At 59.7% G+C, this 16,526-nt stretch carries 11 protein-coding genes, 2 pseudogenes and 1 CRISPR repeat array; of the genes and pseudogenes, 4 read left to right on the forward strand and 9 right to left on the reverse strand.

The window, feature by feature from the left end:
- Nucleotides 1-16: 16 nt before the first annotated feature.
- Nucleotides 17-523, forward strand: a pseudogene (locus APAU_RS01330) (IS3 family transposase); the annotation flags it as partial.
- An 81-nt stretch (nt 524-604) separates the two neighbouring features.
- A CRISPR array of direct repeats spans nt 605-5,443; the repeat unit is 30 nt; unit sequence GTTTCCATACCTCATAGGAAGGCTTGAAGC.
- 189 nt (nt 5,444-5,632) lie between these two features.
- Here APAU_RS01330 and cas2 read toward each other — a convergent pair.
- From cas2 to APAU_RS12360, 9 genes and pseudogenes are all read right to left on the reverse strand, one after another.
- Nucleotides 5,633-5,884: a CRISPR-associated endonuclease Cas2 gene (gene cas2, locus APAU_RS01335; protein WP_006299853.1), complete on the reverse strand. Its 252-nt coding sequence runs from the start codon at nt 5,882-5,884 to the stop codon at nt 5,633-5,635.
- A 15-nt stretch (nt 5,885-5,899) separates the two neighbouring features.
- Nucleotides 5,900-6,910, reverse strand: a complete 1,011-nt coding sequence (cas1b, locus tag APAU_RS01340) for a type I-B CRISPR-associated endonuclease Cas1b (RefSeq protein ID WP_006299854.1) — start codon at nt 6,908-6,910, stop codon at nt 5,900-5,902.
- 40 nt (nt 6,911-6,950) lie between these two features.
- Complete coding sequence (gene cas4 / locus APAU_RS01345) at nt 6,951-7,472, reverse strand: CRISPR-associated protein Cas4 (RefSeq protein WP_006299855.1); 522 nt, start codon at nt 7,470-7,472, stop codon at nt 6,951-6,953.
- The gene (gene cas3, locus APAU_RS01350) at nt 7,469-9,286 is read right to left on the reverse strand and encodes a CRISPR-associated helicase Cas3' (protein ID WP_040344811.1); all 1,818 of its coding nucleotides are present in this window, start codon (nt 9,284-9,286) and stop codon (nt 7,469-7,471) included. Before cas3 ends, cas4 begins: the two co-directional genes overlap by 4 nt.
- Before the next feature lie 21 nt (nt 9,287-9,307).
- Nucleotides 9,308-9,838, reverse strand: a pseudogene (locus APAU_RS14845) (CRISPR-associated endonuclease Cas3''); the annotation flags it as partial.
- Nucleotides 9,789-10,499: a type I-B CRISPR-associated protein Cas5b gene (gene cas5b / locus APAU_RS01355; protein WP_006299857.1), complete on the reverse strand. Its 711-nt coding sequence runs from the start codon at nt 10,497-10,499 to the stop codon at nt 9,789-9,791. The gene cas5b and the pseudogene APAU_RS14845, both read right to left, overlap by 50 nt.
- Nucleotides 10,500-10,505: 6 nt before the next feature.
- A complete protein-coding gene (gene cas7b / locus APAU_RS01360) occupies nt 10,506-11,411 on the reverse strand; it encodes a type I-B CRISPR-associated protein Cas7/Csh2 (protein ID WP_006299858.1) in 906 nt (301 codons plus the stop codon).
- Nucleotides 11,412-11,492: 81 nt separating this feature from the next.
- Nucleotides 11,493-13,541: a TM1802 family CRISPR-associated protein gene (locus APAU_RS12845; RefSeq protein WP_006299859.1), complete on the reverse strand. Its 2,049-nt coding sequence runs from the start codon at nt 13,539-13,541 to the stop codon at nt 11,493-11,495.
- 50 nt (nt 13,542-13,591) lie between these two features.
- Entirely contained in the window at nt 13,592-14,422 is an 831-nt protein-coding gene (locus APAU_RS12360) for a CRISPR-associated endoribonuclease Cas6 (protein WP_006299860.1), read from the reverse strand.
- Nucleotides 14,423-14,681: 259 nt separating this feature from the next.
- On the opposite strand from APAU_RS12360, the gene APAU_RS01375 reads away from it, so the two are divergent.
- From APAU_RS01375 to APAU_RS12365, 3 genes are all read left to right on the forward strand, one after another.
- Nucleotides 14,682-15,341 (forward strand): zinc ribbon domain-containing protein, encoded by a 660-nt coding sequence (locus APAU_RS01375; RefSeq protein ID WP_006299861.1) that lies wholly within the window; start codon nt 14,682-14,684, stop codon nt 15,339-15,341.
- 40 nt (nt 15,342-15,381) lie between these two features.
- Nucleotides 15,382-15,915 carry a peptidylprolyl isomerase gene (locus APAU_RS01380; RefSeq protein ID WP_006299862.1) on the forward strand — a complete coding sequence of 178 codons (534 nt, stop codon included), beginning with the start codon at nt 15,382-15,384 and terminating at the stop codon, nt 15,913-15,915.
- Nucleotides 15,916-16,018: 103 nt separating this feature from the next.
- A complete protein-coding gene (locus tag APAU_RS12365; protein WP_006299863.1) occupies nt 16,019-16,492 on the forward strand; it encodes a GyrI-like domain-containing protein in 474 nt (157 codons plus the stop codon).
- Nucleotides 16,493-16,526 lie beyond the last annotated feature (34 nt).

The following is a 16,526-nucleotide window of genomic DNA, read 5'->3' on the forward strand; positions in this document are numbered from 1 at the left end:
GCGCATTTTCGGTTGACGAAAACACTCCATTGACAGGCCGAACCAGGTATGGAGCACGGACATCACCTACCTTCCCATGAACAGCGGCTTCCTGTACCTTGTGGCGGTGATCGACTGGCACAGCCGGTACGTCCTGTCCTGGGGACTGTCCAACACCCTGGACGCGACCTTCTGCATCGAAGCTCTGGAAGAGGCCCTGTCCCAGGGGACACCGGAGATATTCAATACCGACCAGGGCAGCCAGTTCACCAGCAAGGCCTTCCTGGGGCCACTGAAGGACCGGGAGATCCGCATCAGCATGGATGGCCGAGGGCGAGCGTTGGACAACATCTTCGTGGAACGTTTCTGGAGGACCTTGAAGTACGAATGGCTCTACCTGAACGACTACCAGGAGGTTCGAGAGCTCAAGTTGGGACTTAGAGAGTATATGAAGTTCTACAACGAGCAACGGCTTCATTCATCGCTGCGCTACCGGACTCCACAGGAAGTGCACTTCACCACCCCGGGTTCCATGGCGGTCTGACCTTAACAAACCTTGCCGCTCCCGTGGTCTTGACATTGGGGTCCACCATACCTCCGGTCACGTCCATCGACTCGTCACGGCGTTTCCATACCTCATAGGAAGGCTTGAAGCGAAGGCCGCCGCTTCCGCTCGCTGCGGCGCGGGGCCTCGTTTCCATACCTCATAGGAAGGCTTGAAGCCAAAGGGTGACAAGGGACACCAGGCGATCCCTTGAGTTTCCATACCTCATAGGAAGGCTTGAAGCGCGGCGGTGATGATGGCCCGAACCGTTGGGAAGACCATGTTTCCATACCTCATAGGAAGGCTTGAAGCCTGGACGTGGATTACTCGGCGCACTGGGTCCGAGGTTTCCATACCTCATAGGAAGGCTTGAAGCCGTGGGTGGGTGTGCGTGGGGAGTTTATTGAGGGTTGGGTTTCCATACCTCATAGGAAGGCTTGAAGCGAGGGATCGAACGTCCTCCAAGGCCAGCACCAGAGCGTTTCCATACCTCATAGGAAGGCTTGAAGCGTAGTCTGCCCGCAGTGCCTCCCTCCACATGGCGAGTTTCCATACCTCATAGGAAGGCTTGAAGCGGCCTGGTATCCATGTCCATGATGCCAGCGCCAATGTTTCCATACCTCATAGGAAGGCTTGAAGCTCGGACCAGGACCTCATCTACACGAGACTCCACCAGGTTTCCATACCTCATAGGAAGGCTTGAAGCGGAGGGCACAGCCCCCAGCCTGGTGGCCGGACCACTGTTTCCATACCTCATAGGAAGGCTTGAAGCCACCCCGCGCTTGATCGTGTGACCTCGACGGACCGTAGTTTCCATACCTCATAGGAAGGCTTGAAGCGAAAGCGGGGTTCGCGCACGGGCTCGCGGTGTCCCAGTTTCCATACCTCATAGGAAGGCTTGAAGCACAGGGGCTTAATTGGTGTGTGACCCTGTTGATGCGTTTCCATACCTCATAGGAAGGCTTGAAGCACAGTCCCGAGGCTTCGAGCCAAGGCGGCACCTTGAGTTTCCATACCTCATAGGAAGGCTTGAAGCGATATTATGGAAGAACCCGGCGTACTTTACGTTGAGTTTCCATACCTCATAGGAAGGCTTGAAGCTTGGTGGGCACAGTCTATCGCGGGGGATCGCTTCTGTGTTTCCATACCTCATAGGAAGGCTTGAAGCGCAGAGCTGCGGAGGCCAGGGACCAGGCGACGAAGCGTTTCCATACCTCATAGGAAGGCTTGAAGCCCAAGGGGTTGCACGTGTAGACCAAACAGTCCCGCGTTTCCATACCTCATAGGAAGGCTTGAAGCTTTCCACCCTTGAGCGCCTTCACGGGACTGGAAAGGTTTCCATACCTCATAGGAAGGCTTGAAGCTCCCTTTCATGGAATCGTCCATCCCCACGACGAAGGTTTCCATACCTCATAGGAAGGCTTGAAGCAACCACGTTCGGCCCCTCCGGTGTGTTCTCCTTGAGGTTTCCATACCTCATAGGAAGGCTTGAAGCTCGATCTCTTCTTCGATCTCGCTGGCGATCCTCTCAGTTTCCATACCTCATAGGAAGGCTTGAAGCTGCCCCATCACCCTCGCCAAGCCGAACCGAGCCACACGTTTCCATACCTCATAGGAAGGCTTGAAGCGAGGAACCAGTCTTTCGGGGACGGCCCCTTGCTCAGTTTCCATACCTCATAGGAAGGCTTGAAGCGCACAGGGCGTCGTGGCACTCCACTCGCCCGTCTTCAGTTTCCATACCTCATAGGAAGGCTTGAAGCGCGGACGAACCGGGTTCGCCTCCGCACGTAGGAGACCGGTTTCCATACCTCATAGGAAGGCTTGAAGCGAGTACGACTCCGTCTCGGTGCCCTTGGTGGTGTAGCGTTTCCATACCTCATAGGAAGGCTTGAAGCCACCCGCGCCTCCACGAGCAAGCTCGTGGAATCGTGTTTCCATACCTCATAGGAAGGCTTGAAGCTCGTAGTCCGAGGTCGTCGAGACGGTCAGCCACGTGTTTCCATACCTCATAGGAAGGCTTGAAGCGAGCGGCAGAGCTGGTGTGCGCCTACGGGGTAGGGTTTCCATACCTCATAGGAAGGCTTGAAGCCCCACGATGGCCGCCAGCGCATACCTTCGGGCGTAGGGTTTCCATACCTCATAGGAAGGCTTGAAGCGAACGCTTCCGCCCCCCGGATGGTCACTGCATGCCGGTTTCCATACCTCATAGGAAGGCTTGAAGCGAACGGGGTCGTAGCCTTCGTCTCAGACCCGTACCTCGTTTCCATACCTCATAGGAAGGCTTGAAGCTGTTGCGGTTGCGCTAGGACCTATTCGTGATGACTGGTTTCCATACCTCATAGGAAGGCTTGAAGCGGCCACCTCCTTTCTGTGTCCTTACGATGAGTATAGTTTCCATACCTCATAGGAAGGCTTGAAGCCGTGGCGGAGACATACTGGTTGTAGACGACTACTGGTTTCCATACCTCATAGGAAGGCTTGAAGCGGATCGTATCCTTGGCGGGGATAGGGTACTGGAAAATGTTTCCATACCTCATAGGAAGGCTTGAAGCGTTCTGCGACCTCATGCACGAGGTCGCCCAGATGTAGTTTCCATACCTCATAGGAAGGCTTGAAGCCGTCCGCCCCGGTGGCGGTGCTGTCCAGGTCCTCGAGTTTCCATACCTCATAGGAAGGCTTGAAGCGCGGGAAAGGCCGCCATCACCGCCATCCGAGACGAGCGTTTCCATACCTCATAGGAAGGCTTGAAGCTTGAGACGACGCACAGCGTCAGAAGCAGGCAAAGGTTTCCATACCTCATAGGAAGGCTTGAAGCGGAGTGCCTGGCATCCGTGATCGAGATTGCCCGGGAGTTTCCATACCTCATAGGAAGGCTTGAAGCGTCTCCGAGGGCACGCAGTGGGCTGAGTTCGAGAAGTTTCCATACCTCATAGGAAGGCTTGAAGCGGCATGGCAAGCATTCCCTCTCACTCGCCAGCATAAGTTTCCATACCTCATAGGAAGGCTTGAAGCTAACTGGCCCCGTGGTGTGGACCCTCGCACAGGCAGGTTTCCATACCTCATAGGAAGGCTTGAAGCTCTAGATACTCCAGAAGCTCTTCAGTGGTGGTACATCGTTTCCATACCTCATAGGAAGGCTTGAAGCGGGTAGGGAGGAAATTGCCTATCAAATCAAGACTAGTTTCCATACCTCATAGGAAGGCTTGAAGCTGGTCTTACTGGACGTTGCCCACGGAGCAGATTCTGTTTCCATACCTCATAGGAAGGCTTGAAGCCAGACACGACCGGTCCTATCGCTGCTGTCATCGACGTTTCCATACCTCATAGGAAGGCTTGAAGCTGGCCTAGCGGTCTTCCCCGGACCGAGGAGGGACACGTGTTTCCATACCTCATAGGAAGGCTTGAAGCGGCCGAGGGGGGAAGGGGGATGCGGTCTCTGCTGGAGTTTCCATACCTCATAGGAAGGCTTGAAGCGAACGGGCTTTCCGGCTAGGGGTGGCCGCCGCCATGTTTCCATACCTCATAGGAAGGCTTGAAGCCTGTATTGGCTGGCGGCTGGGCGGCACCCCTACCAGTTTCCATACCTCATAGGAAGGCTTGAAGCATGGAACCGAAGGTGGCTCTGGCGGGAATCAGAAGGTTTCCATACCTCATAGGAAGGCTTGAAGCTAGGGGGGGAGAACCACGTCCTCTGCGGCACACAGGTGTTTCCATACCTCATAGGAAGGCTTGAAGCGGAGCTGAAAGGAGAGGAAACCACATGTGCATGAGGTTTCCATACCTCATAGGAAGGCTTGAAGCGGGGCCCGGGTCATCTTCCGGGGAATGAAGGACGCGTTTCCATACCTCATAGGAAGGCTTGAAGCGGCCCGGGCGGGTTGTCCCTTGCCCGGGACGCGACAGTTTCCATACCTCATAGGAAGGCTTGAAGCATCTCCTCGGTCACCTGAGTCAGGTGACCCTCATCGGTTTCCATACCTCATAGGAAGGCTTGAAGCCACAGAGGGGCGTAGAGGGGCTTGGGTGCCCCGAAAGGGTTTCCATACCTCATAGGAAGGCTTGAAGCCCGAGAGAAGCGGATCATCTGCAAGTTCTTTGCCCGTTTCCATACCTCATAGGAAGGCTTGAAGCCGAATGACGCCCTGTGCCTGGACTTCTTCGAGTCGGTGTTTCCATACCTCATAGGAAGGCTTGAAGCGGACCTGGCTGTGGGTCTCCGGCGACACCCGCCCCGTGTTTCCATACCTCATAGGAAGGCTTGAAGCGAAGTCCCCGGAAACCACGAAGTTATCCCGAAAGTCGTTTCCATACCTCATAGGAAGGCTTGAAGCAGGGCGAAAGAGCGGATGGGACTTGCAGAGGATGAGGTTTCCATACCTCATAGGAAGGCTTGAAGCCTCTCCGAGACGTCGCCTGCTGCCTTCGGGAACCTGTTTCCATACCTCATAGGAAGGCTTGAAGCCGGCGGAAAGGAGGGGTCACCCGTGAGCCGCGGCTAGTTTCCATACCTCATAGGAAGGCTTGAAGCCATCCCCCTGACCTTCGCCAACGCGTCTTTGGCAGGTTTCCATACCTCATAGGAAGGCTTGAAGCCATCCCCCTGACCTTCGCCAACGCGTCTTTGGCAGGTTTCCATACCTCATAGGAAGGCTTGAAGCAGGGGGGGCAGAAGCCCCCCCTTGTCCTTCTTGTAGTTTCCATACCTCATAGGAAGGCTTGAAGCCACACCAGTCGCAGACATGCGGCTTCTTGCCTCGTAGTTTCCATACCTCATAGGAAGGCTTGAAGCGAGAGGTCCTGACAGGGAAACCCTCCATGGACAAGAGTTTCCATACCTCATAGGAAGGCTTGAAGCTGGAAGGGCTCAACCCCTTGCGGTTGTGGTTGCCGGTTTCCATACCTCATAGGAAGGCTTGAAGCCGCTGGCGATGCTTGGTGTGTCTACGATCTCCTGTGCCCCTGAAGATGGGGCAGGTTCGATTGTCAAGGTGCATGGTAAGGCAGGAATCCCAGGTTCTGCAAGGGGGTGGGAGCCCTAGGGCTTCGGTGTCGATCCCCTGGGGTTTCTGCATGATCGGAGGTCGACGAGGCACACACCCCATGGGGAGATCAGAGGAACGGATCTCCCGTGCCGCGCTCCTGCCCCAAAATCTCACGGGTGCTGTATCGTTCGGTGCGCCATGTGTAGAAGATCACGCTGTCGTGGGTTTTGTCGAGCAGGTGCCCCATGTCCGCCTTGAGCTGCTGGTAAAGGGCCGGAGAAAGCTCTCCTTCGAAGACGGAGTTCTGGACCCAGGAAAGGTAGCGCCTTCCCACCTTCAGCGCCTTGTTCACCCGCTTTTCCCCCACATCATAGACCATGAGGACGAACACGGTTCACCATCGCGAAGCGAAGGCTTCGTAGGGCTGGTCGCCCAGGATGTGTTTCTCCAGTTTGTAGGCTTCCATGCGAAGAAGGGTGCGGTAGCTCACCTTGCGGTTCAGCGTGGGGTGGTCGATGGTTCCCTGAAGGCGTTCCTCCCAGGTTTTGAGGACGATCTCCCGACCTCCTTCTGTGAGAAACACCCCATTCCCCGTTTCGGAAAAGTGTTTCACCTGGAGCGCCCTGCGGTTGAGCAGGGAGAAAATGACTCGGTCTACCAGCAGAGGTTTGAAAATTTCCGAAAGATCCAGGTTGAGGCTGAACCTGCGGAAATTGGTCTCGTGCAGGTAAGCGATGCGCGGGTCCAAATGGGTCCGGTAAATCTGAGAGAGCACTGACACGTAGCAAAGGGTGTTGCAGAAGCTGATGAGGGCGTTCATGCGGTTTCCGGGGGGACGCCGGGTGCGGGATTCGAAGAGAAACCGATCGTCCTCCACGATGGCGTCGAAGGCTCCGTAGTAGGCTTCTCTGGCATTGCCTTCGAAGGCCATGACCTGCCCCACGTCGCCGGCATCGTTCAGGTTCTCCCGGAACCGTTGCACCGCCGCTAGGGAGTTTTGCAGGGTCTGTTTTTGGACCGGGTCTTCCTTGCGGTTGCCATAGTAGACAAGCACTTTTTCCATGTTGGCGAGAGCGCCTCGCACGAAGCGGCCCGCCAGGTCCAACCGCGCGGAGTCGTCCAGATACGCCTTGACTTGGGCCACGATGACCGCTCCGGCGTTGAGGTGTTCCCGGGGATAGTAGCTTCCCTGATAGTAGCCGTGGTGGTTGAAGAAGTGCAGGATCAGCTGGGTCTGCGTGGCAAATTCGAGGAAGCGTTTGTTCAGGGTCACTTCCCCGAAGACGAGAATTTCGTCGGTGGTCTCCACGGGCACGAACCGTCGTCCGGCGTCGCCCTCCACGACAATGGTGTTGTCCTTGCGCTTCAGTTCTCCGGAGGAAAGAAGATAGAGCGTGCGTCCCATGAAGTCCCTTCCTTCCTGATGCTCTGGCCGGTTCCGTTTTTCAGCTCCAGCACCATTCGGCATAGGCGCAGGATCGACAATAGGAACATCGCTTTCGCGGCGGGGGATCTTGGACCTCCGCGATGGCGGCGATGGCCGTGTAGAGTTCGTCCAACCGCCGACGAAGGGGGTCGTCCAGGAGCACCTCCTCTCGGCGCCGTTCCTTCGGAAAGAGCAGCAGTCCCTTGGCGTGTTGCCCCTGTTTTTCCAGTTCATAAAGGTAATGGCCCAGTTGGAGCCGGGCTGCGTCGAGACTGCGGGAGCTTTTCTTCACCTCCGCCACCACCAGGGCGCCGCCCTCCTCCCGGAGGATGTCGAAGCGGTTATCCCCGAAAACGATGTCGTGGCGGTCTCGGACGTAGGTCTCTCGGTCGTTCAGGCGCCCCAAGCGGAGCAGTTCGTCCCGTCGGTCCGGCTCCACTCCCCGGGCCATGAGCCACACTTGGCGAGAACAGATGGCGGCATACCAGACCAGGGTGCCGCCGATGCGAGGGGGTTCGGAATAGCTCACAAGGGTGGTCATAGGTCAGGCCAATCCTCGTCGCGCCGGGTTTCGGCCACCCGGAACCCGGCGCGGCCATAGGGATGGGCGCGTTCCTCTTCCCAGGTCGCCCAGGTGCGGCACTCCGAGCGCGGCAGAAGCACCGCGTCTTCCGATAGGGTCTCCAGGAGTGTCGGTGTCTCGCCCCAGAAATTGCTGCCCAGCGCGGTTTCCCAGCGACGAAGCTCCTCCCGGGATACCTGGATGGCCCATTGGCGGAGGCGCCTTGCCAGGTAGCGTCTTCGGTCCAGGGTCTCCAGACCTTTGTCCAGGGTCTCCAGCTCTGTCAGATCCTGTCGGGGGCGACCGTTTCTCTCCACGTAGACCGTCACCAGGTCCTCCTGCCGGCGCTCTTCGTAAAGGTCCGGCAGGCAGTCCCACGTTCCCTCCTGGATGCCGGACCACAAGTCGCCTTGCTTGATGTTTTCCGCAACCCCGTCGAAGTAGTGTTGCACCCGTTCCGGCATTTCCGGTTCGTCGAACCGCTGATCCGACAGGGTCGTCTGATTTCCCCCCAGAAAATGTCGGCTGTGCCCCAGCAGGATGGGGGAGTAGACGAAGGAGGAGAAGGATTTTCCTCTGTCGTTCTCCAGTTCCGCGATCAGAACGGTTCCGACGAAATCGGGACGAGCGTGGCGGTTGCATCGTCCCGCCACCTGAACGATGGAATCCAACGGTCCCAGATCCCGAAAGACCCAGTGGAAGTCCAGGTCCACCCCCGCTTCCACTACCTGGGTGGCCACCAGGAGACGAGGGGTACCCGCCCGTTCCATCCGTCGCAGGATGCGCAGCGTGAGGGCTCGGTGTGCCGGGGTCATCCAACGGGACAGGAATAAGACTTTGCGCTTCTGGGGTTTTCCGTCCTTTTCTGCGGGAGCCCGGTGTTCCTCCAAGGATCGGATCAAGTCGTAGGCCGCCAAGGCGCTTTTCTTGGTGTTGCACACCACAAGCCCTGAGGAGGCGGGATCGTCCAGAAAACCCTCCAACAGGTGGGGCAAGTCCTCGATGGAGCGTTTCCCTCCGAAGACGCGGTAACGGTGTCGCAGGGCCGGGAGGGTGTGTCGGTGCTTCGGCGCCAGTTCCACCGCCCCCGGAACGATGCGGGGCTGGGTGGCGGTGAGGAGGAGGAAGGTGGTGTGCTGTTTTTCCACCAGAAGCTCCATGACCTTGCCGAAATCTCCCCAGAGTTGGGGAGGAATGCTCTGCACCTCGTCCAGGATTACCACGGCGTGTGCCAGACGATGGAAGTCCATGGCTCCGTTGGCGCGGCGGTCGAAGAGGGCCTCCCAGAGGTGGGCGAAGGTGGTCACCGTCACCGGAGCGTTCCAATAGCGGAAACTGGAGAGCATCCGGCGCAGGGGACTCCCTTCGTCCTCCGAATCGACCTTCCTGTCTTGACGGGGTCTCTTGGTTTCCAGAAGGCTGTGGTCCTCCTGCACCGCCTCGGGTCCGTAAAGCCCCCGGGCCACGGCGGCGTTCTGCTCCACGATGGCGATGAAGGGAAGGGCGTAAACCAGGTTGGCTGCCCCGATCCGCTGAGCATAGGCGAGGGCGATGTCCAGGCCGATGCGGGTCTTGCCGGCACCGGTGGGCAGGGAGAGGGAGTAGATTCCAGGCCCCTTGAAGGTTTGGGTGGCCTGTTCGAGGCAGTCCCGGTGGGTCTCCCGCCGCCACTGGTCCAGTTCCCGCCGCGGTTCGGGGAGAGGGATTGTGGTGGGAGCCAGGGGAAGGGATTCCAGGGAGCGTACCCCCAGGGCGTCCATCCGGTCCGCGGTCACCAACAGGGAGAGGAGCATGCGGTAACGGAGCCATTCGCTCTCCAGATCTTCGCCGCCTTCCAGGAGTAGCTTTTTTTTAAATGCTGCGGCTGCCTTTTCGGGCAAGGAGAAAGGCCACGGTCTGGAGGAGTGTCCAAGAGTTTCTTCTATTTTTCGGGTTAGCGTTCTAAGGTTTGCGGAGGCAAGCTGATTTGTCCAGTAAGTCTCTGCGCCCTCTCGGGGATGCGTCCGGGTATGGTGGCACCGGATCGCTTCCAAGGAAGAGACGTCCTTCTCGTTTCCCTCTAGGAGCAGGGTCAGCAGAAACCATGTCGAAGGCTCCGCGTGGGGAATGCCTTTCCCCATGCCTCGCAAGTATGCCTGGAAGTGTCGATGGATCTTGCCCAGGTCGTGCACAAGGCAAAGCCGCCGGAGCGACCGTGCCTCCACCTCGCCGCCCTGGCGGAGGCGGAGCGCCTCCGCCAGGGCGGCGGTGCCTTCTAGGTGTTCCGCCAGAGGGCGGCCGGGGTGGCTCCAGATGTCACCAGGGAGGGAAGAAAGCCACGATGTCAGATCCGCATCGGGCCACATCGGCTTTGCCCCTTTCCTTCAGTACCAAAGCTTGGTCGGGATGGGGGGAGAAGTATACGGACAGACTGTCCGCAAGACCCCGTTCCCGGGTCATCCGGTAGGGCAGGATCTCCCGAAAGGCACCCCCCGAGGCGAGCACGTCGAAGACCAGATCTTCCGCCTCCGGCACCACCGAGGACACCTGCACGGGACCGGTGGGTAGATCCTCCTTGGGCCATCGCCCGATCCAGCGCAGGTCCCCCAGGGCGTAGGCCACTCCCAGGTAGGGGGTGTAGCGGAATCCCCCTCGGGAGAGGATCTCCTCCAGCGGTTCCTCCAAAGGGCCCTCGAGGTAAATGCGGTAGCCCACGTTTTTGAGGAACTGGTGCTTCACCTGGACGTGGGTGTTCTTCTGGGGGTCCTTGACGTTCCAGAAGTTGAGGGACCCCCGGAAATACCGAAGGGGTTCCAGAATCCGCAGGGCCACCCGGTTTCCCGCGAGGTGGTCCCAATAGAGCGCCTGCTCTCCCCGGGCGGAAGCGCCCGAGTCGATCCCCAGGATCGCGGCGACGAGCCCCCCCAGAGCCGTGGGGGGAGGCAGGGGAAAGGAGACGGAGGAGGTGGTGGTGTACCCTTTGCGGAACAGGGCAAGCCCGCCCCGCACCTCGAAGACGGCGGCCATGACGGATCACCTCGTTTCTTCGGTATAACGTTCCTTCAAGGTGTCCGTCCCATCCCAGCCGGTCAGGGCGATGGCATCATCCCGCAGAACCTTCACCGAGGCCACCTGGGAGTTGAGGGATTCCAGGCGTTTCCCGATTTCCCCCATGTCCAGGGCAAGTCCGTCCAGGGAGCGCAGGTTCCGCTGTTCGTCCTCGGAGAGGAGGCCTCCTTGACGGTGCACCAGCCGGACTTTTTCATCCAGGGAACCGATGGCCCCGTCGAAGCCATCGCGGTAGCGGATCTCCAGGAGCAACCGGGGGCGGTGTTCCATCTTGCTGCGGGTGATGAGATTGGCGGTGCCCTTCCAGAGTCCTTCCGTCAGGGCGTTCAGGTCTTCCTCGGTGGCGCCGGTTTCCCGGGAGGGGTACTGGTTGGCGATGCCGTAGACCCCCAGCAGGCAGAAGGGAACCCGGTACTCGTTGCGGAAGGAACGCTGTGCGCTTTCCTCTTTGGTGGCGAAGGCTGCCGTCCCCTGTGCCATCTCCACCTTGGCCCGGTGAAGAGACCGGCCCCACTTGAACTGTACCGGTCCGGTCCAGGAGAAGGCCTCTTTGCCCAAAGCGAAGGTCACGCCGAAGAGGCGCGTGTCGATGCACTGTTCCAGAAGGTCCTTGCCCTGTGGGGAGTTGAAGGTCATTCGAAGGGCCTCCACTCGTTCCTTGAGGGTGTTCTTCTCCCCGTCCACGAAGACGATTTTCCCCTCCCGAATCCACTGATCCCGCACGGTACGCTTGACCCGCACATCGGAGACCAGGATCTGCTCCGTGTCTTCGTCGTAGCGGGGGTGGTTCGCGTTGAGGGGATCTCCGTTGGGGTTTGCGTCCTTCACAGTGTAGGCGAAATAAAGCTCCCTGCGTCCCGTAAACGCCATGGTTTCTCATTCCTCCTTGTGGTGGTTGTTTGCTGCTCTCGGTATTTTCGGTTCGGATCTCAAGGGATTCTGCTCAGCCGTTTAAGCGTTCTCCCCGTTTTCTTCCTCCCCTTCCGTATTCGTAGGGGTTTCCTCTCCCGGAGACATTGCATCGGCTGTTTCTTCCTGAGGTGCCGTTTTGCCGAAGCATCGCCAAAAGTAACCCGTTGCCGAGAGGAAGCCGGCGGCGAAGGCGAAGTTCCCTTCTTCCCCCAGCTCCTTGGGGGTTCCCTCCAGGAGGAGACGGGTTACCTCTCCCGCCAGGGATTGGATGGCTCCCGCATGGGGTACTCGGTACTGGTGAACCAGGCCGGGTAACCGTCCCAATTGTCCTTGAAGATCCCTTCGGCGAAGTCGGCCGAAGTTGAGTTGTTTGAAGAGGGGTGCCGATCCCAGATCTCCGCCTTTGCCCACCTGTTCGCGGGCGAAGACCCCCAGAACCACTCCAGCGAGAAACACCCCCTGTCCGAAGGGTTCCTGCAGGTAGGGATCGGCGAAACCCTTCAGCATCTCCTCCATTGCTTCTCTTACGTGTTTACGGGGTGTCGTCTTCAGAACATCTGCCGTCTCCTCGGGGCGCATCGTTTCGTCCTGCACGTCGATTTCCTCCTCTCCATGGTTGCCGCGTTGTCCGAAGTGCTCCTGGTTCACCCGGGCAAGAAAATCCACCAACCGCTCTGCCCTGCGGACGGGAGGAATTTTATCCTTCATCGGTTTGTTGGGGTCCTTCAGCAGCCCCGGGAGACGGGCGCAGACGATCCCTTTGATCAGCCCCAGGTCCACTGGCTCGTCCTGGAGGAGCTTGCCCGTCACCGCCAGGGCCAGATCCCGCATCGCCGTCTGATCCTGCTTGCTCTTTCCCGCGAAAGAACCCAGAACGCCGAAGACGAAGCGCATGCCTGCGGAAAGACTTTGTTTCTCTTCGGGGGACATCGTTGCGCTGGGGCGTTGCGTTTCTGGGAACATGCGGCAGGATCGTCTCCAGGCATGGAGCAGTTGGGTCAGGCGCAGGGGGGGGACGTCTTCCGCCATCAGGTGGATGCGTTCCTGTGCCTGGATCTGTTCCCAGAAAAGGAAGTGGTACACCAAAACATCATCCTGATCCAGAAGGGCCTCGAAAAGCCCCGGAGCGTTGGTCAGGCCGGTATTGAGAAAGTCCTTCGTTTTGCGCTCAAGGGGACGACGTCCCATGGAGGGGCCGCTACCGAAGAGTTCCGGGATTACGGTGAGATGCAAGGGATAGGCCATGCGGTCCTCCCGGAAAAGGGTATCCCCGTGATCTTTGCCCCGGCTCAACCAGCGGAGGCATTCTCGGCACAGAGGAAAGACCTTCTCCGGGGTTCCCGGCATGTTGCGGATTCCCGGCAGAAAACTTTCCTTGTCGAAGGTGGCGAAGGCGAAGACCTGGTTCAGGTTGACCGCGTGTTTCTCCTCTTGGCCGCAAAGGGAACACCGCGCTTCTTTGCCCTTGGAGAGAACCACCCCCAGCTTGGCCCAGAAATAATCGGAGAAGAGCGCGTTTACGGGAGTATCGCCCGGGTAAAGGAATCGCTCTCCCGATCGGATACCGAAGACCAGGAGGAAGGAAGCGGTCTTCTTGTCCCGTTTGGCCGCATCCAAGGCATCCTTGCCCAACAGGGCCAGCTCGTCCCGGTGTTGCCGGAGTCCTGTCAGGATGCGCGGGATGCTTCCCGACTGAAAAACCTGAAACGTTCCTTCCGAAGCTGAAGATTCGGTAGGGGTGGTAAGGGGTGTCTCGAATTCCTTGAGAACCTTCGTTTCCAGTTTCTTCAGATAGGCTTCGTCGAAGTTCAGCTCTTTCTTCTGCATCCGCACCACCGAGGAGTAGCAGTAGGAGAAGTTCGACCCCTCCGTGTCTCGATATAGATAACGGGATTTGTTGCGGGGATCCACATCCGCCAACGTCACCCTGTGGACCCCCAGAACGTTCAGGGGGCGTGCGGCGGGGTCCTCCACGTCCAGCCAAATCTGGATTTCCGTGCCCTCAGCCATGGGCATCTTGGTGGCGCACTCTAGTTCGTCTCCGCCCAGGGCCTTTCCGATGTCCAGAAGCGCATTCAGCATTCCCATGGTCGATTCCTCCTTGTATCAGGCAATCAACAGGTCCACGAATGCACGGGTCAGGCGTTCACCTCCTCCGCAAGCTCCACGCAACCCCAGCCGCTGGAGTTCTTGGCCCCCAGACCCGCGTCCAGGGCCAGCTGCAGCAGTTCCGTCGGGCCCTCCAAAAGAAACGTGCCCTCCCATCCCTTGATGAGGAAGGTGTCTCGGGGAGAGAACCGACCTGTGACACGGTGTACCTTCCCGGCGGGGCGGAAACGCAGGGGGACCGAAACGTCGAGGGGGAAAGGTGTTTGGGGGGATGGGGTTTCTTCTTCTCCTGAGAGGGGGAGAGTCAAAGGGAAGGAGGCGCCGCGCAGGGCGGCGTGCTTCTTCCGGAGGTTGGCGGTGATCTGCTCCGCGAAGGTGGTTTCTTGGGGTTCGTAGTACACCGCGTAGGGTTGCCCGTCTTGTTTTTTTAATGTTGAATAACAAGTAATGGGGGAGCAGGTGTGCAGGCGAAGGCGGGTTCCCGTCGTCTTGGGGGCCGCCACCTCCACCCCAGAGCAGACCAGATCATTGTTTCCCAGGCGGAGGGATCTGCCTGCAAGAAGCCCCTGGGCACAGTCTTCCAGGATGTCCAGGACGGGAGAGGACAGGATGAAAGAAAGGGGAGGATCGAAGAGCAGGATGTCCTTCCCCATGCTGCGGGGAGGTCGGGGGCTGCGGAGGGTGGAAAAGACGAAGAGTCGAAAGGACCGCTTCTCGTAGAGGAACCCCGGGCCATGCAGGAAATCCGCGAGCTCCTCGGAAAGCAACCCGTACACGGCGGATTGGAGGAAATGATGGTAAGCCCTGGGGAGGCGGACTTCGAGACCGCTTCGGGGGATGAGATGGATGCTCAGTCGCATGAGCGCCGTCCAGAGCGCCGTTCTATTGCGTTCATTTTTAAGTACCCCCTATAGACTGCTTGATATTATATTATTCTTCGTGATCTTGTTGCGCAAGTAGGACAAAGGGCTCAGTTTTTCCCTTTGCGTTTATCCAAAGTTTTTCTAAATTTCTCGGGCCTTCTCCCCCCTCCTTGCCCCTTCGCCTTCCACGGGGCACAATGGGCCGGTGGCCCGGGCGACGCCCGGGCGGGATCATCTCGACGGAGGGGAGACGTCCATGGCCGAGAAGTTTTCCTTTGCCCGAAACAGCAGCGACCTGAGCACCGACCAGGGGTTCCAGTTCGAGTTCGTTTGCGACCGGTGCGGCACCGCCGTGCGCTCGTCCTTCCAGACCAGCGCCCTGGGGATGGCTTCGGGGGTGCTGGACGCGGCGTCCAGTCTCTTGGGGGGGCTTTTCTCCAGCGCCGCGGACGTGGGAGACCGGGTGCGCTCCGCCGCCTGGAAGCGGGCCCACGACGCGGCCTTTCAGGAGGCCTGTCGCGAGGTGCAGGGGGAGTTCGTCCAGTGCCCCCGCTGCCAGGCCTGGGTCTGCCGCTCCGGCTGCTGGAACGAGCGGAAGGGGCTGTGCAAGAGCTGCGCCCCCGATCTGGGGGTGGAGATGGCGGCGGCCCAGTCCAGCAAGGCGGTGGAGGAGGTCTGGGCCCACGCCCAGATGGCGGAGGAGGACAAGCACCTCTCCGAGGAGGAGTGGCGGGAGGGCATCCGCGCCACCTGTCCGTCCTGCGGGGCGGCCCTGCCCCGGAAGGTGAGGTTCTGCCCCCAGTGCGGAGGCAAGATCTCCCAGGCCCGACACTGCACCCAGTGCGGCGGCAAGCTGGACCCGGCGGACCGGTTCTGTCCGTCCTGCGGAGCCGTGGCCCAGACGCCGGAGGCCTAGCCCCGGCCCATCCCTTTTGTTGAAGAGGAGGAAACCCACCATGAGACTGCTGCTTCCCTTTCTTGCCCTGACCTTCTTTCTGCTGCCTCTTGGGGCGGAGGCGGATGCCAAGCCTAACCCCACCGCCACCTTCGAGACCTCCCTGGGGAAGTTCACCGTGGAGCTTTTCGCCGACAAGGCCCCCAAGACGGCGAAGAACTTCGAGACCCTGGCGAAGAAGGGCTTCTACGACGGGGTGATCTTCCACCGGGTCATCGACAAGTTCATGATCCAGGGCGGGGACCCTACGGGCACGGGCACCGGCGGCCCGGGGTACACCATCCCCGACGAGTTCGGCCCCGGGCTGAAGCACGACGCCCCGGGGATCCTCTCCATGGCCAACGCGGGTCCCAACACCGGGGGCTCCCAATTTTTCATCACCCTGGTGCCCACTCCCTGGCTGGACGGGCACCACGCCATCTTCGGCAAGGTGGTCTCGGGGATGGACGTGGTGAAGAAGATCGGCAAAACGAAGACCGACGGCTCCGACCGTCCCGTCACCCCCGTGACCATCAAGAAGGTCGTGGTGAAGTAGATTCCAGGCAGATAATCTATTGACGGAATAGCTTACATCAAGGAGATTTGTGGGGTCCCGTCTCGGCGGGGCCCCATTCTTTTTTTGCGAAGGAGGCGTTTCCATGGAGTACCACGTGGAGGTCCGTGCGCAGGACCCGGTCCGGGTGGCCCGGTCCCGGTTCGTCACCAGCATGGCGGAGGTCTGTCAGGACATGGGCCGGGGCTACCGGGAGCTGTGGCAGAGCCTGGAGCGGGGGAAGGTGCAGGTGACGGGGGACTACGCCCTGGCGGTGTACCCGGATCCGGCCTTCGACCCCCACCGGTTCACCGTGGAGGTGGCCTTCGAGGTGGGGCCCGACGCGACGGCGGGGGAGGGGTTCGAGGTGGCGGAGCTTCCCGGGGGGCTCTTCGCGGTGCTGCTCCACGTGGGGCCCTACGAATCCCTCGGGGGAGCCTACGAGGCGATCCTGGGCTGGGTGCCCGCCCAGGGCTACCGGTTCGCTGGCCCCATGCGGGACAAGTACCTGAACGACCCGGATCGGGTGCCTCCCGAGGAGCTGCGAACGGAGATCCAGGTTCCGGTGGAACGAGCGTAAGGGCAGGCGGGCGGGGCTTTCAGGCTCCGCCCGC

The sequence above is a fragment of the Aminomonas paucivorans DSM 12260 genome (genome assembly GCF_000165795.1).
Lineage (GTDB): Bacteria > Synergistota > Synergistia > Synergistales > Synergistaceae > Aminomonas > Aminomonas paucivorans.